Annotated in this window: 21 protein-coding genes; 16 read left to right on the top strand and 5 right to left on the bottom strand. The window is 59.1% G+C overall.

Going from position 1 to position 21,371, the window contains the following annotated elements; genetic code table 11:
- Positions 1 to 250 precede the first annotated feature (250 nt).
- The 5 genes from I2I01_RS06920 (at position 251) to I2I01_RS06900 (ending at position 6,521) form a co-directional block, all read left to right on the top strand.
- On the top strand, positions 251 to 2,578 hold the full coding sequence (locus I2I01_RS06920) for a peptidylprolyl isomerase (protein ID WP_196285731.1): 2,328 nt from the start codon (positions 251 to 253) through the stop codon (positions 2,576 to 2,578).
- A 232-nt stretch (positions 2,579 to 2,810) separates the two neighbouring features.
- On the top strand, positions 2,811 to 4,193 hold the full coding sequence (locus I2I01_RS06915) for a peptidylprolyl isomerase (protein WP_317196869.1): 1,383 nt from the start codon (positions 2,811 to 2,813) through the stop codon (positions 4,191 to 4,193).
- A 145-nt stretch (positions 4,194 to 4,338) separates the two neighbouring features.
- Positions 4,339 to 5,304: an AAA family ATPase gene (locus I2I01_RS06910; RefSeq protein ID WP_196285729.1), complete on the top strand. Its 966-nt coding sequence runs from the start codon at positions 4,339 to 4,341 to the stop codon at positions 5,302 to 5,304.
- 128 nt (positions 5,305 to 5,432) lie between these two features.
- Positions 5,433 to 5,858, top strand: a complete 426-nt coding sequence (locus tag I2I01_RS06905; protein WP_196285728.1) for a hypothetical protein — start codon at positions 5,433 to 5,435, stop codon at positions 5,856 to 5,858.
- 105 nt (positions 5,859 to 5,963) lie between these two features.
- A complete protein-coding gene (locus tag I2I01_RS06900) occupies positions 5,964 to 6,521 on the top strand; it encodes a GNAT family N-acetyltransferase (RefSeq protein WP_196285727.1) in 558 nt (185 codons plus the stop codon).
- A gap of 39 nt (positions 6,522 to 6,560) precedes the next feature.
- Here the strand turns inward: I2I01_RS06900 and I2I01_RS06895 are convergent, their stop codons facing one another.
- The gene (locus I2I01_RS06895; protein WP_196285726.1) at positions 6,561 to 7,766 is read right to left on the bottom strand and encodes a hypothetical protein; all 1,206 of its coding nucleotides are present in this window, start codon (positions 7,764 to 7,766) and stop codon (positions 6,561 to 6,563) included.
- A 216-nt stretch (positions 7,767 to 7,982) separates the two neighbouring features.
- On the opposite strand from I2I01_RS06895, the gene recA reads away from it, so the two are divergent.
- From recA to I2I01_RS06860, 7 genes are all read left to right on the top strand, one after another.
- Positions 7,983 to 9,080: a recombinase RecA gene (recA, locus tag I2I01_RS06890; RefSeq protein WP_196285725.1), complete on the top strand. Its 1,098-nt coding sequence runs from the start codon at positions 7,983 to 7,985 to the stop codon at positions 9,078 to 9,080.
- Between the two features lie 135 nt (positions 9,081 to 9,215).
- Positions 9,216 to 10,031 carry a DUF3108 domain-containing protein gene (locus I2I01_RS06885; protein ID WP_196285724.1) on the top strand — a complete coding sequence of 272 codons (816 nt, stop codon included), beginning with the start codon at positions 9,216 to 9,218 and terminating at the stop codon, positions 10,029 to 10,031.
- Positions 10,032 to 10,182: 151 nt separating this feature from the next.
- Positions 10,183 to 10,755: a hypothetical protein gene (locus I2I01_RS06880; protein WP_196285723.1), complete on the top strand. Its 573-nt coding sequence runs from the start codon at positions 10,183 to 10,185 to the stop codon at positions 10,753 to 10,755.
- A 127-nt stretch (positions 10,756 to 10,882) separates the two neighbouring features.
- Positions 10,883 to 11,578, top strand: coding sequence for a response regulator transcription factor (locus tag I2I01_RS06875; RefSeq protein ID WP_196285722.1), 696 nt, complete (start codon positions 10,883 to 10,885; stop codon positions 11,576 to 11,578).
- Positions 11,579 to 11,703: 125 nt separating this feature from the next.
- Positions 11,704 to 12,768 carry a sensor histidine kinase gene (locus tag I2I01_RS06870; protein ID WP_196285721.1) on the top strand — a complete coding sequence of 355 codons (1,065 nt, stop codon included), beginning with the start codon at positions 11,704 to 11,706 and terminating at the stop codon, positions 12,766 to 12,768.
- A gap of 58 nt (positions 12,769 to 12,826) precedes the next feature.
- Complete coding sequence (locus I2I01_RS06865) at positions 12,827 to 13,540, top strand: RluA family pseudouridine synthase (protein WP_196285720.1); 714 nt, start codon at positions 12,827 to 12,829, stop codon at positions 13,538 to 13,540.
- Between the two features lie 6 nt (positions 13,541 to 13,546).
- Positions 13,547 to 14,122 carry an SMI1/KNR4 family protein gene (locus tag I2I01_RS06860; protein ID WP_196285719.1) on the top strand — a complete coding sequence of 192 codons (576 nt, stop codon included), beginning with the start codon at positions 13,547 to 13,549 and terminating at the stop codon, positions 14,120 to 14,122.
- Positions 14,123 to 14,187: 65 nt separating this feature from the next.
- On the opposite strand, the gene I2I01_RS06855 is transcribed toward I2I01_RS06860, so the two are convergent.
- Positions 14,188 to 15,651 carry a hypothetical protein gene (locus I2I01_RS06855; protein ID WP_196285718.1) on the bottom strand — a complete coding sequence of 488 codons (1,464 nt, stop codon included), beginning with the start codon at positions 15,649 to 15,651 and terminating at the stop codon, positions 14,188 to 14,190.
- Between the two features lie 212 nt (positions 15,652 to 15,863).
- On the opposite strand from I2I01_RS06855, the gene rplM reads away from it, so the two are divergent.
- From rplM to tsf, 4 genes are all read left to right on the top strand, one after another.
- Positions 15,864 to 16,316 carry a 50S ribosomal protein L13 gene (gene rplM, locus I2I01_RS06850; protein WP_196285717.1) on the top strand — a complete coding sequence of 151 codons (453 nt, stop codon included), beginning with the start codon at positions 15,864 to 15,866 and terminating at the stop codon, positions 16,314 to 16,316.
- A gap of 35 nt (positions 16,317 to 16,351) precedes the next feature.
- A complete protein-coding gene (rpsI, locus tag I2I01_RS06845) occupies positions 16,352 to 16,738 on the top strand; it encodes a 30S ribosomal protein S9 (protein WP_191003878.1) in 387 nt (128 codons plus the stop codon).
- Between the two features lie 18 nt (positions 16,739 to 16,756).
- Positions 16,757 to 17,524: a 30S ribosomal protein S2 gene (gene rpsB / locus I2I01_RS06840; protein WP_196285716.1), complete on the top strand. Its 768-nt coding sequence runs from the start codon at positions 16,757 to 16,759 to the stop codon at positions 17,522 to 17,524.
- Between the two features lie 102 nt (positions 17,525 to 17,626).
- Entirely contained in the window at positions 17,627 to 18,463 is an 837-nt protein-coding gene (gene tsf, locus I2I01_RS06835; RefSeq protein ID WP_196285715.1) for a translation elongation factor Ts, read from the top strand.
- Between the two features lie 55 nt (positions 18,464 to 18,518).
- Here the strand turns inward: tsf and I2I01_RS06830 are convergent, their stop codons facing one another.
- From I2I01_RS06830 to I2I01_RS06820, 3 genes are all read right to left on the bottom strand, one after another.
- Positions 18,519 to 19,166: a DUF6624 domain-containing protein gene (locus I2I01_RS06830; protein ID WP_196285714.1), complete on the bottom strand. Its 648-nt coding sequence runs from the start codon at positions 19,164 to 19,166 to the stop codon at positions 18,519 to 18,521.
- A 94-nt stretch (positions 19,167 to 19,260) separates the two neighbouring features.
- Positions 19,261 to 20,313, bottom strand: a complete 1,053-nt coding sequence (locus tag I2I01_RS06825) for a DUF3089 domain-containing protein (protein ID WP_196285713.1) — start codon at positions 20,311 to 20,313, stop codon at positions 19,261 to 19,263.
- Positions 20,314 to 20,328: 15 nt separating this feature from the next.
- A complete protein-coding gene (locus I2I01_RS06820; protein ID WP_196285712.1) occupies positions 20,329 to 21,339 on the bottom strand; it encodes a hypothetical protein in 1,011 nt (336 codons plus the stop codon).
- Positions 21,340 to 21,371: the final 32 nt, after the last annotated feature.

Genomic DNA, 21,371 nt, shown 5'->3' with positions numbered 1-21,371 from the left:
CAAGAACGTCATGCTGCGCGCAGCCGAAGCATCTCGCTTGTGATAGTAAATCAATCGATAAAACGGTGCTGATTACTACCTCAAGCAAGATGCTTCGGCTGCGGGCAGCATGACGTTCTATTTGGTATTGGCTATCAGTTGGCCTCGTCTTTCTTTCCGTCCGGAAATTGGTTAATTTCGCACCGGTAATTTTATGCCCACGCGGCTCACTTCTTCCCGGCCGCAATTCTTGTTTTCTCTAGCTTTTTATATGCACAAACGCATTCTGTACGCCGGCGCGGCCGTCGTGACGTTGCTGGCTGGTTGCCAGACTTCCAAACCGGCGGCTACGGCCACTGCGGCTTCTACCCCCGCCACCGGCCCCGTGGTCGAAACGCTGGGGACCTACCCCGTGCCGGCCAACGAGTTTGCCTACGTGTACCGCAAAAACAACAGCTCGGCCCCCGACTACGGCACGCGCCAAAGCGTGACCGACTACCTCGACCTCTACACCAACTTCCGCCTGAAGGTGCTGGAAGCCGAGCAGCGCGGCCTCGATACCACTCAAGCCTTTAAGCGCGAGCTGGAGGGCTACCGCCAGCAGCTGGCCCAGCCCTACCTCACCGAGAAGAGCGTGACCGACCAGCTGGTGCGCGAAGCCTACGACCGCATGAGCCAGGAGGTGAACGCCTCGCACATCCTCATCCGCGTAGCCCCCGATGCCACCCCGCAGGACACGCTGGCCGCCTACCAGAAAATCACCAAGCTGCGCCAGCAAGCCCTGGCCGGCGAGGACTTCGGCCAGCTGGCCCGCGCCAACAGCGAAGACCCTTCGGCCAAGGAAAACGGCGGCAAGCTGGGCTACTTCACGGCCATGCAGATGGTATATCCCTTCGAGTCGGTGGCGTATAAGACGCCGGTGGGGCAGGTGTCGCAGCCGGTCCGCACGCGCTTCGGCTACCACCTCATCAAGGTGAACGACAAGCGCGCGGCGCAGGGCGAAATCAAGGTAGCTCACCTCATGGTGCGGGCCAATGCCAACGCGCCCAAGGCCGACTCCATCACCGCCAAAAAGAAGATTGACGAGCTTTACAGCCGCCTGAAAAAGGGCGAAAACTGGGACAAGCTCGTGGCGCAGTTCTCGGAAGATGCCGGCTCGGCCGCTAACGGCGGCGAGCTGCCGCCCTTCGGCACCGGCCGCATGATTCCCTCGTTCGAAGAAGCCGCTTTCAAGCTGCAAAAGCCCGGCGACCTCTCGGCCCCCGTGCAAACGCCCTACGGCTGGCACGTTATCAAGCTGATTGAGAAGCAGCCGCTGGCCAAGTTTGCCGACCTCGAAGCCGGCTTGAAAAGCAAAGTGGCCAAGGATTCGCGCTCGGAGCTGAACAAAGCCGCCTTCCTGAAGCGCGTGCGCCAGGAAGACCAGTTTGTGGAGGTGCCCGCCGCCAAAACCTACGTGTTCAGCAAAGCCGACACGGCGCTGGTAGCCGGCCGCTACAAGTACGTGGCCCCGGCCGCCGCTACCGGCAAGCCCGCCAAAAACGCCGTGACCGACAATTCGGCTCTGTTCACCATCAAGGGCAAGCCCTACACGGTGAAGGACTTCCTGACTTACGCGCAGCAAAACCAGCGCCCCCGCGCCGGCGCGCAACCCAGCTTCGCCATGCAGCAGCTCTACGACCAGTACGTGGAGCAGAGCCTGACCGACTTCGAAAAGAACAGCCTCGACAGCAAGTACGAAGACTACCGCATGCTGGTGAAGGAGTACCGCGACGGCATCCTGCTGTTCCAGTTGATGGACGAGAAAGTGTGGAGCAAAGCCATTGAGGACACCGTTGGCCTGAAGAAGTACTTCGCCGCTAACCAGGACAAGTACCAGTGGGACCAGCGCGTGCAGGGCACCGTGGTGAGCGCAGCCACCCCCGCCCTGCTCACCCGCGCGCAGCAGGAGTTGAAAGCCGGCCGTTTCGCAGTGACGAAAAACGTACCGAAGGCCATTGCCATTCGCCCAGGCACGGCCGTTCAAACCAAAATCGGCAGCATTGCGCTGGACGGTTTGATTAAGCAAATGCTGCAGGACACCCTTTCGCGCGTAACCCTGACCGGCCGCGTGAAGAAAGGCGAAAAAGCCAGCCTGGCCGGTGCCCGCGCCGACTCAGTGGCCAGCTACCTGCGCAAGCGCGGGGGCATTTCGGCCCGCCGCATCAGCAAAACCGTGGCCAAGGCGCCCGCCGCCGAAAGCCAGGTGCAAGTGGCGCTGGTAAGCGCTAACCCGGCCGCCATCGAATCGGCGCTGAACGAGCAAAACCCGCTGTCGGTGCAAATCAGCCAGCGCATCTTCCAGAAAGGCGACAACAAGGTGATGGACGACCTGCTGGGCAAGGGCCCCGGCACCTACAACGTGCAGAAAGACGGCCGCTACTACGCCGTGACCATCGACAAGGTGCTGCCCGCAGGCCCCAAAACCTTGGCCGAAGCCCGCGGCCAAGCCACCAGCGACTACCAGACCTACCTCGAGAAAGAGTGGATTGCGCAAATGCGCGCCACCCGCCCCGTGAAGGTGAATGAGGCTGAGGTAAACAAGCTCATTACGAAGTAATAATTGCCAGTTAGCAGTGAACAGTTAACGGGGATACTGCTCCCCGTTAACTGTTCACTGCTAACTGTTTTTACGCCCTGCAACCTTCACCGCCGGGTATGGCTCCTTGTTTTTGTCCGCCCGCGGATTTATCATGAAATTTGTGCGTGCATTTACGTGTTGAGCGTGGGTGTGGCTCAGGTCCCGGCTGATTGGCCAGCGGACTTTACTTATTTAATTTATGCTTGTTAAAGTGAATCGCGCTGCGGCGTCGGCCCTGCTTACGCTGTTGTTGCTTCTGGGCCTGGCGCCCGCTTCCAAAGCCCAGTTGGGCATCAGCCGGCCCAAGGGGCAGGAGCTGCTCGATGGCATCATGGTCAAGGTGGACAACCAGATTGTGCTCCGCTCTGATGTGGAAATGATTTATGCTCAGGAAGTGGCCCGCGCGGCCGGCAAGCCGCTGCCGCCCGATTTGAAGTGCAAAATTCTGCAGAGCTTGGTGCTCAACAAGCTGATGCTGGCCAAAGCCGAGACAGACTCGGTGGTGGTAGAAGACAAGCAGGTGAACAACGAGGTAGACCGCCGCATGGCCTACTTCGTGCAGCAGATTGGCTCGGAAAAGCGCTTGGAGGAGCAGTACAACAAGCCCATCAAGGCGCTGAAGGACGACCTGCGGCCCCAAATCAAGGAGCAGCTCACCCAGCAGAAGATGCAGGAAACCATCACAGGCAAGGTGGCTGTGACGCCCCGCGAAGTGGCTCAGTACTTCAGCCGCGTGCCCAAAGACAGTCTGCCCTACTTCAGCACCGAGGTGGAAGTGGGTCAGATTGTGATTCCAGCCCAGGTGAATGATAAAGCCAAGCAGGCCGCCATGGCCAAGCTGAACGACATCCGGGCACAGGTGCTGGCCGGCGCCGACTTTGCCACCCTGGCCAAGCAGTATTCCGAAGACCCGGGCTCGGCCAAAGAAGGCGGCTACCTGGGCTTCTTTAAGCGCGGCGAGCTGGTGCCCGAGTACGAGGCGGCTTCCATGAAGCTGGAGCCGGGGCAGCTGTCGCCGGTGGTGCAGTCGCAGTTTGGTTTCCACCTGATTCAGTTCATCGAGCGCAAGGGCAATACCTATGCTACCCGCCACATCCTGCTGAAGCCCGAAACCGGCGCGGCCGATGCCAGCGCCGCAGCCAAGCAACTGGTGCGCCTGCGTCGTCAGATTTTGTCCGACAGCATCAGCTTCGCCAAGGCCGCCAAAGACAACTCGACCGACAAGCAGAGCAGCACCAACGGCGGCCTGCTAGCCAACCGCCAGGACGGCGGCTCGCGCCTGCCGCTCGACAAGCTCGACCCGGCCATCTTCTTCGTTATCGACACCATGAAGGTGGGCCACATCACCCCGCCCATGCCCTACCGTACCGACGACGGCAAGGACGCCATGCGCATCCTGTGGCTGAAATCGAACACCCCGCCCCACCAGGCCAACTTGGAGCAGGACTACCAGAAAATTGCCGCCGCTGCCCTCAACGAGAAGCGCAACAAAGCCCTGGATGAGTGGTTTGCCAAGAACCGCAACTCGGTGTATTTGGAAGTGGCCCCGGAGTACGCCCAGTGCAAGGTGCTGGAGTCGACGGACAACCGATAGCTGCGGACTATTTGAACGTCATGCCGAGCGCAGCCGAGGCATCTCGCGTGCAGCAGTAATCCATTCATCAGGTTTACTATTGCATGCGAGATGCCTCGGCTGCGCTCGGCATGACGGGCTTTTTATTTTCTACTAGAATTTTCTAATGGCTCAATTCCAAAACGACAAAGAAGCAGCCGATGCCCTGGCGGCCTCCTACCAGAAGCTGCGCCAGGAAATCGGCAAGGTCATCGTGGGGCAGGACGAGGTAGTGCGGCTGGTGCTCACGGCCGTGTTTTCGCAGGGGCACGCTCTGCTGGTGGGCGTGCCCGGATTGGCTAAAACCTTGCTGGTTCAAACCATTGCCGCTTCGCTGGACCTGTCCTTCAACCGCATCCAGTTCACGCCCGATTTGATGCCTTCCGATATCGTGGGCTCAGAAACGATGAACCAGCAGCGGGATTTTCACTTCGTGAAAGGCCCCATCTTCGCCAACATCATTCTGGCCGACGAAATCAACCGGACGCCGCCCAAGACCCAGGCTGCCCTGCTTGAGAGCATGCAGGAATACGCCGTGACGGTGGCCGGGCAGCGCTACCCGCTCAGCCGCCCGTTCTTCGTGCTAGCCACCCAAAACCCCATCGAGCAGGAAGGCACCTACCCCCTGCCCGAGGCGCAGCTCGACCGCTTCATGTTCAACATCGAGCTGGGCTACCCAACTTATGCTGAGGAGTTGAACATCGTGAAAAACACGACTTCGAACATCAAGCAAACGGTGAGCAAAGTGCTGCACGCGGCCGACATTCAGGCCTTCCAGGAACTGGTGCGTCGTGTGCCGGTGGCCGATAATGTGGTGGAGTACGCCGTGGGCCTCGTGCGTAAAACCCGCCCCAACACCGACCGCGCCCATGCCCGCACCAACCAGCTGCTAGAATGGGGTGCCGGCCCACGGGCCTCGCAGCACTTGGTAGTGGGTGCCAAATGCAACGCCTTGCTCAACGGCAAGTACTCGCCCGACATAGAGGACGTGCGCGCCGTGGCCGTGCCGATTTTGCGCCACCGCCTCGTGCGCAACTTCAAAGCCGAAGCCGAAGGCCTCGGCGTGGAGCAGATTGTGAAAGAGTTGTTGTAGAAAACGGCTGTCATCCTGAGCGCAGCGAAGGACCTTATCACGCCTGAGGCAGTAGATTTGTCAATCTTTGCAACGCAAGCGTGATAAGTTCCTTCGCTGCGCTCAGAAAGACAAAAGCCCCAAACCGAATGGAAGCCCAAGCCTACTATCAGCAATTTGAGCGCAACGTGCGCATCATCCTCGACGCCCTGGCCGCCGGCCTCGACCTGCGCACCACGTCCCTCGAAACCAGCCTGCCCCTCGAAGTGTACGTGCTGTGTGAGGTGTTGAACCAGGGCGCTGGCGAAGACTTCACGCTCTCGGCCAGCGGCGTGGCCCGGCTGGCCGAGTTCCAGCAGCAGTTCATGAAGCACGAAGGCCAGACGCTGGCCGCCATGCAGCGCGTGCTGGCCGACAAGCGCGGCACCATGCGCACCCCCGAAGGCCGTGTGCTGACCAAGGAAATGCTCATCCGTCGCTTCGAGTTCTTCAACGAAGCCGCCCGGCAGGTGAACGTGATGCGCACCCAACAGTCGCTGGGCAGCCCCTACCCCCACGTGGGCGCCAATAAGTAGCCAATTTAATTTTTGGAAAAAGGCCGCTTCTGAGCCCAGAAGCGGCCTTTTTCGTTTTTACTGAATTGCCCGGTCTGCTGCGACCAATTTGCCGTATTTGCCTGCATGCTGTCCCGCGCCCCGCTCCACACCGCCCGCCTCTGCCTGCGCCCCTACGAACCGGCCGATGCCGAGGCCTTCTTCGCCCTGCTCCACGCCGACCGGGCGCGCTTCCAGCCCTCCTTCCCCGACCGCCTGCAGGCCGTGCGCTCCGTAGCCGATGCCCAAACCTCCCTCAACACCTTCGCCGACGATTGGCGCACGGGCCGCTTCTATGTGTTTGGCATCTGGGAGCGCGCCACTGGCGTGTACATCGGCGACATTTGCATCATGCCCCAGCAAAAAGGGCAGGCCGAAATTGGCTATTACCTGGCCGCTGCCGCCGAGGGCCGCGGCTACGCCCGCGAAGCGTTGGCAGCCGTTATTGATTTTGGCTTCGAAAACCTGGGCAGCCAGCGCCTGCTGGTGCGCTGCTTCTTGAGCAACGAGAAAGGCCAGGCCGTGGCCCGCGCCGCAGGCTTCATGCCCGAGCCGCCACCCAAGCGCCCGCTCTGGTTCCGCAACTCCGATGCCCTGAGCCGCATTTGCCGCTTGTGGCTTGAGCGGCCGGTCTTGAGCAACTGATTAGTTTCGGAGCGAGGTGAAGTAAGGCGGCCGAGGCTTCTATTGCCCCACCCGCGTCCGCCGGCCGATATTGCCCAGCAGCCATTCCTGCCGGAAATTGAAGTACATGGCCAGCGAATAATCAAGTGCGCCGCTGTTGAGGTCGTACACCGGCTCGACGCGGGCTGTGATGGCGGCAGCATCCGAAATGCGGATATCGCGCATCAGGCGTACCATGATAATCTTGCGGTGCGGGTCCAGAAAGCCGGGGTCCGACACGGTGCGCGAGGCGCTTTGGTAGAAGTCGCCCCCCAGCGGCGAGAGAAAGCGCTGACCCTGCCAGTAGCTCACCATCACATCTAGAATGCGGCTTTCGAGGGTGCCGTTGAGATACAGGCCCCAGCCGTTGCGGTACGGGAATTGGTTCCGGGTGAAGGAATAATCCTGGTAGCCCAGCACGTAGCCCTGGAAGCGCACGGCCTGCATAGTCGGCCTTTGCAATAAATAACGCGTTTCCAGGCCCAGCGCGCCGTTGAACACGGTTTGCAGGGGTTTGTCGAGCGTATCAATCTGCCCGCCGTGGTGGATGGCCGTGAACTGGAACGGGATGGTGGTTGTCCAGCGGCTGCCGTCGCGGCTGGTGCGGTAGCTGGTGCTCAGACCGCCGGCCACTTCCTCCTGGTAGTTGCTGTAGCGGTACTGCTGGCGCTGCCAGTCCACCCACTGGTCGAGGAAAAAGCGGTGAGTGCGAATGACGGTCTGGATGCCCTCCTCCAACGGGTTTAGCATTACCCGCTCAAAGTTGAACATCGGCTCGATGTAGTTGTGGTGCAGGTGCGGGCGGATGTTGCCGAAGATAAGCTGCTGCTTGCCGTGCGTCCAGGTGGCCCGGAAGGTGGGCCGCACTGCCTTCAGCACCGGGTTGCCAAAATCCTTCCACAGAAACACGCCGCCTTCGAGGCGCAGGTTTTGCGATGGGTAGTACACCAGCTGCGGGTTCAGGTGCGTGCCGTAGAGCGTGTAGCCGTCGATGATTTTGTTGAAGTACTCGTTGTCCTTGAAGAAAACGAAGGCATTGAGCGAGAGCCGCAGGTCGCCAGAGGAAACAGAATCCTCTCGTGCCCGCTGCTGACTTTCCCGTCTAAGCGAATCATCTAATTTGGTATCGGGTCCGTCTGGATTTCGTGAGATGTAAGTATACTTCAGTTGACCAGGACGATTGCCTATAAACGCCCGATTATCCAGTTGTGCTTGGGCCGTTTCCACTCTAATTAGCAGAGCCACAACACCAACTAAAATTTTTAGATAATTCCTCATATATTTCCGCTTTCTGCGGCACGATTCCGGTAGGCGTTGTGTTAGAAAAAGCCGTCGCAAAAGGGGCTATTCGGAGGATTTACCAAAGAATAGCTTTATCTGATTGCCACGTCGCCAAAACCCTTAACTTTACCAAACCTAATTCCTTTTTCCCAACCAACCCCAATGGCAGTAGCTACCGAAAAGGCTTCCAAAGCCGATAAGGCCGAGACCAACGTCGCCGCCGAAAAAATGAAAGCCCTCCAGCTTACCCTCGACAAGCTGGACAAAGCCTACGGCAAAGGCACCGTGATGAAGCTCAGCGACCAGAAGGTGGGCGACATTCCGGCCAACAGCACCGGCTCGCTCTCGCTCGACATCGCGCTCGGCATTGGCGGGTTGCCCAAGGGCCGCATCGTCGAAATCTACGGGCCGGAATCGTCGGGTAAAACCACGCTGACCCTGCACGCCATTGCCGAAGCTCAAAAGGCCGGTGGCATGGCCGCCTTCATCGACGCCGAACACGCTTTCGACCCCATCTATGCTCAGAAACTGGGCATCGACACCGCCAACCTGCTCATCGCCCAGCCCGACAACGGCGAGCAAGCCCTCGAAATCGCCGACCAGCTGATTTCTTCGGGTGCCGTCGACATCTGCGTGATTGACTCCGTGGCCGCCCTCGTGCCGAAAGGCGAACTCGAAGGCGACATGGGCGACTCGAAAGTGGGTTTGCACGCCCGCCTTATGAGCCAGGCCCTGCGCAAGCTCACCGGCACCATCAACAAAACCGGCTGCTTGTGCATCTTCATCAACCAGCTGCGCGAGAAAATCGGCGTGATGTTCGGCTCGCCCGAAACCACCACCGGTGGTAACGCCCTGAAATTCTACGCTTCGGTTCGTCTTGACATCCGCCGCATTGGCCAAATCAAGGAGGACAAAGATAACGTGACCGGCAACCGCACCAAGGTGAAAGTGGTGAAGAACAAAGTGGCCCCGCCCTTCAAGGTGGTCGAGTTCGACATCATCTACGGTCAAGGCATCTCGAAAGTCGGCGAAATCGTTGACCTCGGCGTCGACATGGGCATCATTGCCAAGTCGGGCTCGTGGTTCAGCTACGGCGACCAGAAAATTGGTCAGGGCCGCGAAGCCGTGAAAACCCTGCTGCTCGACAACCCCGAGCTGGCCGACGAAATCGAACAGAAAATCCGCACCATGGCCAAGGGCGACGAAGATGTCATCCCCGTGGATATGGCCGGTCCCGAAGACGGCGAAGACACGCTGTAAGGCTTGTTGAACCGGAACCCTGAAAAGCCCGTTGCCTGTCGCAACGGGCTTTTTCTATGTCCGTATCTTTGGCAAGATTCCGAACTGGCACTGCGTTTGTCTTTGGGCTGCCTAAGCTATTTCTTATTTATCCTTATGAATCGCCGCTGGCTCATTTTTACCCCTGCTATCCTGTTTGTATTGGCGTCGGCGCGGCTGGCGCTGGGCCCCGGCGATGCCGTGCGCAGCATTCCGCAAAACAGCTTCGGGCGCGGCGAAACCATTAAGTATACCGTGCACTACGGCCTCATCAACGGCGGCGAGGCCACCGTAGAAACCAGCGGCGGCCTGGAGCGCGTGAACGACCGGCCCTGCTACAAGGCCACGGTGAGCGGCAAAACCACCGGCTCGTTCGATTTTTTTCTGCGCATCCGCGACCAATGGCGGGCCTACATCGACACCACCAGCATCTTGCCCCTGCGCGCCCAGCGCGAGATTGCCGAGAAGAACTACCGCAAAAAGGAAACCGTTGATTTCGACCACCTGCACGACGTGGCCGAGGTGACCGACCACACCCACAACAATGCCCGCTCCACGGTGAAAGTGGCCAACAACTCGCTGGAACTGGTGAGTGGGTTCTACTACCTGCGCACCCTGAATTTTGACCGCATGCGGGTGGGCGACGTGGTGCGCGTGCCAGGCTACTTCGACGGCGACAATTTCATGCTGGAAGTGACCTTCAAAGGGCGCGAGGTGGTGGAAACCAAAGCCGGCGACGTGCGCGCCTTCAAGCTGGTGCCTAAGATGCCGAATAACAAGCTGTTTCGGGGCGAGAATGCCATTTCGGTGTACTTCTCCGACGACCGCAACAAGATTCCGGTGCTGTTTCAGGCCGAGATGTTTGTGGGCACGGTGAAAGTGGACATGACGGGCTACAAAGGCTTGAAGTGGAAGCTGAACATGGTGAATTAAACCGGTTAGCTTTGCCAAATGCCTGATTCTATTGCCGATATTTGCAGTTATGTCCTTCCCTATCGAAAGATATGTTGCAAATTTATCGGTAGTCGCGCTGTGCGTTGCAGGCATTATTGGCTTGGTTCGGTATCGAAAGCTTGACGGCAACATGCGGCTGCTTTTGCTGCTGACGCTGCTTGCCATGGCCGTCACGACGGTGGCCATGACGCTGCAGCGGCAGCATCGGCCCAATCTGTTTCTCTTTCCCATCGACACGGCCATCGAGGGTACGCTCCTGGCCCTCATCTACCGCAATGCCCTGCGGCCCTTGCCCATCACCCGGTTCATTCCGGCGTTCATTGGGGTGTTTTTGCTGGGCTCGGCCGTCAGCTACAGCCCCCGCCTCGACACAGTAGAGTTCAGCCCGGTGCAGCATTTCATCGAGGGGGTGGCGGTGCTCACCTTCGTATTCTATTATTTCCACCGCGAAATCACGCGCCAGGTGGTGACGCGCCGCTTGGAGCGCGAGCCCATGCTCTGGGTATCGACGGGCCTGCTGCTGTATTTCTCGGGCAACCTGCTGATATTCCTGACCAGCAATCTGGTGCTGAAGTACTCCGTCGTTGTCAGCCGACACGTGTGGGCCATTCATGCCCTGCTCTACACTTTCCTCAACGTGTTCTACTGCATAGCCTTCAGCCTCAGGCCTCGCTTAGCCGACGAAACCGTCTATACCCGGTAGCAAATTGGTATTCAGTGGCTAGGATGGGTACGGCCGAGTGGCGTCACACAATCGTAACATAGCACCGGCCGCATCGGGCGGTACTTTTGCGGAAACATTGTTTCGCTTCACTTTAGCCCCAACCGCCGTGAGCACTCCTAAATCCGCCGTGTACAAGATTCTGGTAGTCGATGACGACCCGGACATCGTTGAGTTGCTGGAGTTCAACCTCAAGAAAGAAGGCTACAACACCGCGTCGGCCGCCGACGGCCGCAAGGCCCTCGAAATCGCCGCCGATTTCAACCCCGACATCATCCTGCTCGACGTGATGATGCCTCACCTCGATGGCATTGCCACCTGCCGCCTCCTGCGCGAGCAGCCCAAGTTCAAAGACACCTACATCCTGTTTCTGACGGCCCGCGCCGAGGAATTCTCCGAAGTGGCCGCCTTCGAGGCCGGCGCCGACGACTTCATTGCCAAGCCCATCAAGCCTCGCGCGCTGCTGGGCCGCCTGGCCGCCGTGAAGCGCCGCGACCAGGACCCCCACACCGCCGTCGACGCCATCGATATCAACGGCCTGCGCATCGACCGCACAGCCTTTGCCGTGTACCAGGACGGCAAAAAAATTACCCTGCCCAAGAAAGAGTTCGAGCTGCTGGCCTTCCTGGCCGCCACGCCGCACAAGGTGTTCAACCGCGAAGAGCTGCTGCAAAACATCTGGGGCAACGACGTCTTTGTGCTGGCCCGCACCGTGGACGTGCACGTGCGCAAGGTGCGCGAGAAAGTGGGCGACCACCACATCCAGACCATCAAGGGCGTGGGCTACAAATTCAATGTAGACTAAGCTTCTGGTCCCTTGCCTGTCATCCTGAGCGCAGCGAAGGACCTTACCACGTCAGCATCTTTGAACGTGATAAGGTCCTTCGCTACGCTCAGGATGACTTATTTTTATCCTTATAGCCCCGTCTTATGAACCTCTCCTCCCGCACCATCGCCATTCTCATTGCGCTGCTGGTGGCCGGCGTGCTCACTACTTATGCCCGCATTGGCCCCACACTGCCATTCCGGGAGGCCTTTCTGGCGGCGGGCGTCACGGTGGCGGCGTGCTTTCTACTACTGTATCTGTCGTTCGAAGCCCTGATTTTTCGCGAAATCAACGGTATCTACGCGGGCCTGGAGCACATCAAGCGCAAGGAGTTCAAAAAGCTGAGTGCCAAGTTCCTGTTCCGGCCGGAACCGGTGAAACGCGTGCGAGATGAGATTCTGCAGATGGCCGAGCGCCGCCAGCAGGAGCTCGACGAGCTGGTGCGCCTGCAGGCCCTGCGCCGCGACTTTCTGGCCGACGTGTCGCACGAGCTGAAAACGCCCCTGTTTGCGGCGCAGGGCTTCGTGCATACCATCTTAGACGACGAAGACGACGACATCGACCTGGCCACCCGCCGCAAATTTCTGAGCAAAGCTGCCGCCAGCCTCGACACCCTCAACGCGCTGGTGCAGGACCTAGTCACCATCGCACAGCTCGAAAAAGGCGTGGTCCGCATGCGCCGCCAGCGCTTCGACCTCATCGTACTGGTGCGCGAGATATTCGAGCTGCTGGAGCAACAGGCCGCCCGACGCGGCACCACCGTCGAGCTGTTTCCGCCCAGCCTGCCCGAGTCTGGCCTGCTGGTGATAGCCGACCGCAACCGCATCCGCCAGGTTCTCATCAATCTGATTGACAATGCTATCAAATACGGCCGCGACCACGGCCGCGTGGTGGTGGCCCTGATAGAAGGCAGCCGCAGCGTGCGCATTGCCGTGCGCGACGACGGCAGCGGCATTGCTCCCGAGCACCAAAATCGCATTTTCGAACGCTTCTACCGCATCGACAAAAGTCGCTCGCGCGAGTCGGGCGGCTCGGGGCTGGGCCTGGCCATCAGCAAGCACATTGTGGAAGCGCACAAGTCCACCATCAAGGTAAAAAGCACCGTGGGCGAAGGCACCACGCTGGAGTTTAAGTTGAGCAAGCCGAAAAGTGGCCTGGTGGGCAGCTAGTTTGTAGAACCAAAGCAAGTACGTCCTGCTGAGCGCAGCCGTACCTTTGCAGCTTCCTATGAAGCTCCCGAATTTCTCCGACCTCGTACTTTTCGAAAACGACGACTACCTCGTTGTCAACAAGCCGCCGTTTCTGGCCACGCTCGACGAGCGGGTGGGCGGCGCGCCCAACATGCTGCGCCTGGCCCGGCAGCACCATGATGACATTCAGGCCGCTCACCGCCTCGACCGCGAAACCAGCGGCGCGCTGGCTTTCGCCAAAAACCCGGCAGCCTACCGCCACCTCGCCATGCAGTTCGAAAACCGCGAGGTGAAAAAGCAATACCACGCCGTGGTGTGGGGCACCCCGCAGCTACAGGACGAAGTGGTGGAGCGCAACATCGAAACCACCAGCCGCGGCAAGGCCCGCCTCGCCTACAAGGGCAAGCCCGCCGAAACCCACTTCACCACCCTCGACACCTACGCCCGCCACGCCCTCGTGCTGGCCGAGCCCGTGACGGGCCGCATGCACCAGATTCGCCTGCACCTCATGTATTTGCAGGCGCCTATTGTGGGCGATAAGGACTACGGCGGCGAAGATTTCTACCTGTCGTCGCTGAAGAAAAAATTTAACATGAAGGAAGGCGAGGAAGAGCAGCCCTTCATCAAGCGCTTCGCCCTGCACGCCCTCAAGCTGCAATTCACGGGCCTGGATGGTGAGGAAATTGCAGTGGAGGCGCCTTACCCCAAAGATTTCCGTGTGCTGGTAGAAGTGCTGGGCCAAAACCGCTAGTCGGCTATGACAAATGCGATGCAGGAAGTATGGGCGCGCTTCGAAAACTGGCTGCAAGCTCATGCGCCTCAGCTGTTGGAAAACTTGAGCCTGGGCGCATCCGAAACGGCATTAGAGAAACTGGCCCAAACGCTGGATGCCGCGTTGCCCGATGACTTTTTGGCCTTTTACCGAATTCACAACGGGCAACAGAGCCAGAGCGGTGGGCTTATCAATGCGGAGGAGTTGCTATCGGTGCCCCGCATGTTGGAGGAGTGGACGGTCTGGAATGACTTATTAGCCGGCGGCGATTTTGAAGGGGCCAGTTCTACACCAGCCCGTGGCATTCGAGCCGATTGGTGGAATCCGCGGTGGCTACCCCTCACGTACGACGGCGCCGGGAATCACTGCTGCCTCGACCTGGCACCGGCCGATGGCGGCACCTATGGGCAGGTTATCCGCATGTGGCACGACGATGCCGAGCGCACCCTGCTCGCCAGCTCTTTCACAGAATGGATAACCGACTATGTGCAGGCGCTAGAAGCGGGCCAGTACGTTTTTAGTGAAGATTACGACGGCATCTTATCGGTAGATGACCTGTAGGCAAAGGCCCTTCCCGCAGATTTCCGGGCATGGGTATAGATGTTCAGGCAAAACCGCTACCGTGCTTACCGCACCCGTTCAAATATGATGATGCGCGTGGTGTCGCGCTCCGGCCGTTCGGGGTGGCGGGGCAGGGCCGTTTGCCACCGCTCGCGGTAGCGCGCATCAGTACGCATGTTATTCAACTTCACGTGGGCCTCGGTGGGTGCGTACCAGTCGTCCCATATCAGCAGCGCGCCCACGGGCAACGATTCCAGCTGGCCGTTTTGGTTCAAACCCAGGCCGGGATGCATTTGCGGAGAAAAGGGATTGTTGCCCGTGGCCACAGCTACGTAAGGAAACTCGTAGGCCATTGGCCGCCACGCCAGGTCGTCGGTTTGGCGCAGCCAGGCAGCGGCCTGCTCCACCACCAATTGGTCGGGGGGCAGGGTGAAGTCGCGCTGCCAGCGGAGGGCGTTGCGAGCCCCCGAGAAGAGAAACAGCACGGCCGCCACCGCGAAACCAAGTTGAATGCGCCGCTGGGCCTGCGGACTGCGGCCCAGCAGGGCCAGTGCGGCCAAGCCATTGAGCGCCACCACGGCAAACAGCGGCGTGGTCACGTCCAGCACCCGCGTCAGGCCGAAGGAATTGAACAAGCCCTTGGCCCAGAATATGGTGTGGGCCGCAATGAACACCGTGATGCTGCCGTACACCAGCAGCAGTTCGGCGCTGAACAATGGTTCTTGGCGCCGCTCGGGCCGGAGGCAGTCGCGGAGCATGCGCAGACCACCTACCGCCACCAGCACCGATAACACCCAGCCCAGCAGCCCCGGCAAGCTCTTCACGAAATGCGGCCAGTCGCCGTGCCCATACACCGAGATGGTGGCGTACGGATTGCGCCCAAACACCCAGCCCGGCTCGCCCAGCACGATGGCACCCGCAATAGTGAACAACACGTAGCCCAGCACCACGAGCGGCAAAAAGCGCCACTGCCGCTTCCAGGCCAAGTACACCACCCAGATGCCAATTAGAATAAAGCCCTCGGAGCGCACAAAGGGCAAAAAGGAAATCAGCGCGGCCGACCAGCCCGGCCGCCCCGTCATGGCCAGCGCCACCGAGGCCACCAGCACCAGCCCAAACAGCGGTTCCGTGAGGCCGGAATATTGAATGATAAAGTAATCGGGCGCGGTGTAGCAGAACAGCACCGCCAGCTCCGGCATGGGCAGGCGCAAGGCCCGCGCAATGACGTAGGCGCACCACGCCGACGTGGCTACCACGGTGCACTGAAACAGCTTCATGCCAATGAAACCTGCTTGTGCCGGCCCCGATGCCAGCAGCGTAAACAAGGGCTTGGCCCACGAATCGAAATAATTCAGTGGGTTTTGAAAAGCGTAGTGCGCAAACAGGTAATGCTTCACGCTGTCGCCCGAATCGTAGGTGCCTTTGGTGATGAAGGCCATGACCACCGAAATCAGGAAACAACCGGCTAGCAGCAGCTGAGCGCGGCGGTCGGAAACACGTGTATCAGAAAGGGCAGCCGTAGGATTCATAAGCAACATTAAGCTTCAAAAGTACGCCCAAGCGCTAAGCATTGCCATTTGTGGGAACAGACGTTTGGCTTGATTCAAACCGCATTCGGGAAAAACTACGGCGCCACGTTTGGCTATTCCACGACAAATCAGTACCTTTGTGTCCGTTTTTCCCGAAGCCTATTCGGCTCCGTACTCTTATTCAATAGTTTAGCATACCTTTTTTTCGACTCATGGACCACCTGAGCTTCAAGACGACCCACGTCAATAAGGCCAACGCCCAGAAGAGCTGGGTTATCGTAGACGCCAGCGTGGCCCCGCTGGGCCGCGTTGCCAGCCAAATTGCCAACATCCTGCGTGGCAAGCACAAGCCTTCCTTCACCCCCAACTCCGACTGCGGCGACAACGTGATTGTTGTGAACGCCGACAAGCTGCGCGTGACGGGCAAGAAAATGACCGAGAAGGTCTACATCACCCACTCGGGCTACCCCGGCGGCCAGAAGCGTCGCACGGTGCGCGAGCAGATGGAGCGTGATTCGCGTCGCGTGATTGAGCACGCTGTGAAAGGCATGCTGCAAGACAACCGCCTCGGCGCCGCCCAGTACCGCAACCTGTACGTGTACGCCGGCACCGAGCACCCCCACGAGGCCCAGCAGCCCGTGAACTACGAACTGAAAAACCTGTAAGTCAACGCCGACTTACCCTTTTATTTTTCCACTAAATGGCAATTACCAACACCTCTGGTAGAAGAAAAACCTCGGTGGCCCGCATCTACATGCAGGCCGGGCAAGGGAATATCACTATCAATGACCGGGACATGAAGTCGTACTTCAGCAACGAACTGCTGGAGAACGTCGTGAACCAACCCCTGGCAATCCTCGAGCAAGTCGGCCAGTACGACATCAAGGTGAACGTGCGCGGCGGCGGCATTTCGGCTCAGGCCGAGGCAATTCGTCTGGCCATCACCAAGGCTCTGGTGAGCGACAACGAAGAAAGCCGCCCCGCTCTGAAGAAGGAAGGCTTCCTGACCCGCGACCCGCGCATGGTGGAACGCAAGAAATTCGGCAAGCGCAAGGCTCGTCGTTCGTTCCAGTTCTCGAAACGCTAATCCAGGAGGAAATTTATCATGGCCCAGACTACCTATAAGGACCTGCTCGACGCAGGTGCCCACTTTGGTCACCTCACCCGCAAGTGGGACCCCAAAATGGCGCCGTACATCTTCATGGAGAAGAACGGCATCCACATCATTGACCTCAACAAGACGCTGGTTTCGCTTGACTACGCAGCCCAGGCTATTCGCAACATCGCGAAGAGCGGCCGCAAAATCATGTTCGTAGCCACGAAAAAGCAGGCGCAGGAAATCGTTACGACGGAAGCCGAGCGTTTGAAAATGCCCTTCGTGACCGACCGGTGGTTGGGCGGCATGCTCACCAACTTCGCCACGGTTCGCAAGAGCCTGAAGAAGATGGCCACCATCGACAAGATGGTGAAAGAAAACACTGCCTACGCCGCACTGGCTAAGCGCGAGAAGCTGATGATGTCGCGTGAGCGTGAGAAACTCGGCCGTGTGCTGGGTGGTATCTCCGACCTCGGCCGTCTGCCCGCCGCCTTGTTCGTAGTGGACGTGAAGCGCGAGCACATTGCCGTGAAAGAGGCGCAGAAACTGGGCATCCCGGTTTTCGCCATCTGCGACACGAACTCGAACCCCGAGCTGGTGCAGTTCCCGATTCCTGCCAACGACGACGCCTCGAAGTCTATCCAACTGATTGTTGGCGTGATTGGCAAGGCCATCGAAGAAGGCCTGTCGGAGCGCAAAGTTGACAAAGAAGATGCCGACCGCAAGGAAGCCGATGAGGCCGCCATTGCCGAGAAAACGGCTGCTGACGAAGAATAGTCTCTTCTTAGCTCTTTGAAAGAAGGGAACCTTCGAGTAGTCTAGGCTCCGGAGGTTCCCTTTTTCTTTTCCCTGAATTCTAACCCAACCAAACAAAATCTAATGGCCGCTATTACCGCCGCAGACGTAAACAAGCTCCGCACCATGACCGGTGCCGGCATGATGGATTGCAAAAAAGCCCTGACCGAAGCCGATGGCGACTTCGAAGCTGCGCGCGACATTCTGCGCAAGGCTGGTCAGAAAATCGCTGACAAGCGCGCCGAGAACGAAACCTCGGAAGGCTTCGTGGCTGTGAGCGTGAGCGAGGACGGCACCAACGGCAAGCTGGTGGCTCTGGCCTGCGAAACTGAGTCGGTGGCCAAAGTGGCTAACTTCCGCGAGCTGGTGCAGCGCATCCTGGATGCCGCTGTGCGCACCAACGCTGCTACCAAAGAGGAGCTGCTGGCCGTGAAAGAGGACGATGGCCTGACCATTCAGGAGCACATCACCGACCTGACCGGCAAAATCGGCGAGAAGCTGGACCTGACCTACGTGACGCTGAGCGGCGAGAAAGTGGCTTCGTACATCCACTCCGACAGCAAAAAAGGCGTACTTGTAGCCCTGAAAAATGTGGGTTCGGCCGACGCTGCTGCCGTGGGCCGCGACGTGGCTATGCAAATCGTGGCCATGAAGCCCGTTGCCGTTGACAAAGACGGTGTGGACTCGGCTACGGTGGAGCGCGAAATCGAAATCGGCAAAGAGCAGGCGCGTGCCGAAGGCAAGCCCGAAGCTATGCTGGAGAAAATTGCCCAAGGCAAGCTGAACAAGTTCTACAAAGAGCAGACCCTGCTGAACCAGGAGTTCGTGAAAGACGGTTCGATGACCATCGCCCAGCTGCTCGACAGCAAGTCGAAAGGCATGACCGTGACGGACTTCAAGCGCGTGGCTATCGGCGCTTAATTGCCGCTTGCAATTGCTGAAAAAAAAGCCGCTGGCGCAATGCCAGCGGCTTTTTTTATTGTCCTTTCGGTTTAGGTTTATTCATTTGGCGGGTCATATCGGCCATACCGTTTAGATAATCTTGCAGCGGTCCCATGCCAATCGCAGCGCGGCGTTTATCTACGTTCTTGGGGTCGCGCAACGATACAGGAATAGCGACAACCTTACTGTAATCATCACCTACATTTCCGGTGTATTTCACCTGGGTTCCGTATTCTTCGAGTTGACCCGTATTGATTGCCAGGCGGTCGACCAGGTACGCGTAATTAACCGGGTCGGCATTGTGCCGTTCCACTTCGCGTCGCATCAGCTTAAGAACTTTCCGTTGAAAATCGACGTGGGCGTCGGCGTGCTGCACGAGCAGCCAAAAGTTATAAGAGCTGGTTTTGCCTACTTCGCGGAATCCGGGAAAGCCAAATTGACGCACAATCTTTTCCAGGACAGGCTGATGCCGCGCATAGTTGTCTTTCTCAACCTGTTCCAGATTGCGTCCAACGCTGTCGGGCTCTTGCCTCGTGATGCGTTGCATGGGCCATTGGTCCACATTCCTTAAGCTGTCCAAGGTCTTGCTCAGCTTCGGGTATAATACCACCGTTTGGGCTTTGGCTGATACGCTCACAACTAACGCAACCAGCAATAAGCATATCAATTTTGCAGTAGTCATTAGTGCTGTGATTACAGACTATTTCTGATTGTTTAATTCGCTAAGTCAATAATACATAAATACCACCTAATCTGCATAATGTAGGCGATATGCCTTACTTGTGCTGTCGCTGCCACGCCCGCACCCGCGCCTTGACATTCTCGCGGATGTTCATGTAAAACAGCGCGTAGTCGGCGATGTGGCGGGAGTAACGCAGCTTCTTCTTGCCGGAGGGCGGGAAATGAGGGAAGCCTTTGAAGCGCGGCGCGTGCACCCAGAGTTGGCCGTGGTGAATCTGGGCATCGGTGAAGTGCGGGTGGACGTGCTTGAAGCGAATGCTAACCGCGCCGCGGTTGAGGCTGGCGGGCGCCAAAGTGGAATCGAGCGTCCAGGTGAGGGGGTTGACGGCGATGCTGGGCTGGAACATGGTGGATTCGTGGCCGGCATCGGAGGTGTTGTAGGCGATGTAGCAGTCGGTAGCCAGTGAATCGGGGCAGGGCTTGATGGCGAGGAATTCATTGGGCTTCACCTGGAAGCCGATAAGGTAGGCGGCCACGAGCTGGCCGCGCAGCGGGGTGGCTTTGTCGAAGAATTCGTGGAGAAGGCGCGTAGCGTGGTCGGTGCCCTGGCTGTGGCTGGCGATGATGAACGGGCGCCCCTGGTTGTAGTGCGCGAGGTAGTACTGGAAAGCGGCTCGCACGTCGGAATAAGCCAGTTCCAGGGCTTTTTGGCCGTTGGGCTCTTTGTCGAGGAAGGAGAAAAGCGTGGCTTGGCGGTAGCGCGGGGCATAAATACGGCCAGTGGCGTTGAACACGCTGGCCTGCTGCTTGATGGTGGTGCGGTCGGTGTACTTGTTCAGCCACTTTTTGCGCACGTCGCCGTTCCAGTGGCGGGGCGAGTAGTAGGTGGTAGGATGCACAAAGAATACATCCACGGCGGCTGTGGCCTGCCCGTCGCGCAGGGTGGAATGGCGCGGCACGGCGTCGGCCGAGTCACGCCGAGTGGGCAGGGCGGCCCAGCTGCTGGCCTGGGCGTAGTCGGGCGCCGGCGGGGGCGTGTATTTCTCAAAATCCCGGCCCGGCTTGAGCAGCAGCCGGATGCAGCCGTTGAGCGGCAGGAGCAGTAGCAGAATCAGCGCGGTGCGGAGGCAGGAAGGCAGCGCAAGCATGGCCGTTCTATCTCTTTATTGAACAGATTCGGGCCAATGCTTCAGCTCGCGCGGCGTACCGTCGGCGTTGTACAGCAGCGTCATCGGCTCGGCGGGTTTGGCTACTACGTCGGCGAGGGTGATGTTCCAGCGGAGCCACATTTCGGCCAGGGTTTGGGTGTAGGCGCTGTTTTCCCAAGGGTTGAATATGGCGCCGGTCACGTCATCGATGAGGGCATCGAAAACGAGTTGGGTGTCGCCGGGGCGCGGGTGGCGGGGGTAGATGTCGGGCACGACGTGCAGCAGGTGCGCCGCATAGTACACGCGGGCCTTGAACTCGGCAATCTGTACCGGGTGCAGGGGCCGCTGAGCGTCGGCGTAAACCTTGCCCATGGCTTGGCCAATCAGCCCGACATCAACCAAACAAGCCACCAGCACGGCTTTATCGAGCTTGATGCTGAACACGAGCGTATTCAGGTCGTCGTCGTACTCGAAGGGCGTCACGTCCTCAGTGGGGTCGGCTTCGAGCACGAAAATGGAGCCGGGCACAAAATCGGCATACTCCGTGGGCACGCGCAGGCCCTGCAGCAGCTGGAAAAAGGCTTGGAAGCGACGCACCAACGCGGCATTTTCGGCCAGCGGGTACTTAGGCTTTATCAGTGGTTCAAACTCATTCAGCAGCTCGGTGATGAAGATGCCGTAGAACATTTTACCCATCCACAGGAACAGCGTGTCGTCGCCGAGGGCGCGCAGGGCGGCAGGGCCTTCCAGGCTGGCTGCCTCTACCCTACTCTCCAGCTCTGCGATGCGCTGGCGGGCGGCAGGGCTGGCGGGTAGGCGCAGGTCTCTGATGAGAACGGTGCGCTGGTCGAGCAGTTGAATGGGGCGCTCGGCCAGGTTGTACCGGGCTTGCAGCCACTCGGCGAAGACGGGCACAGTGTCGGCAGGGCCGACGGGCTGGCCGCTGAGAAAGCAGATTTCGGGGCCGAAGCGCATGCCGTCGAAGGGGTCGTAGGGCAGCAGGTCGGCGGGGGTAAGCTGGGGCATAAAACAGTAGCGCGAACTTGGTACTTCGCGTC

This window comes from Hymenobacter properus (assembly GCF_015694735.1).
GTDB classification, from domain to species: domain Bacteria; phylum Bacteroidota; class Bacteroidia; order Cytophagales; family Hymenobacteraceae; genus Hymenobacter; species Hymenobacter properus.
This window is presented reverse-complemented; position numbering and strand designations above follow the sequence as displayed.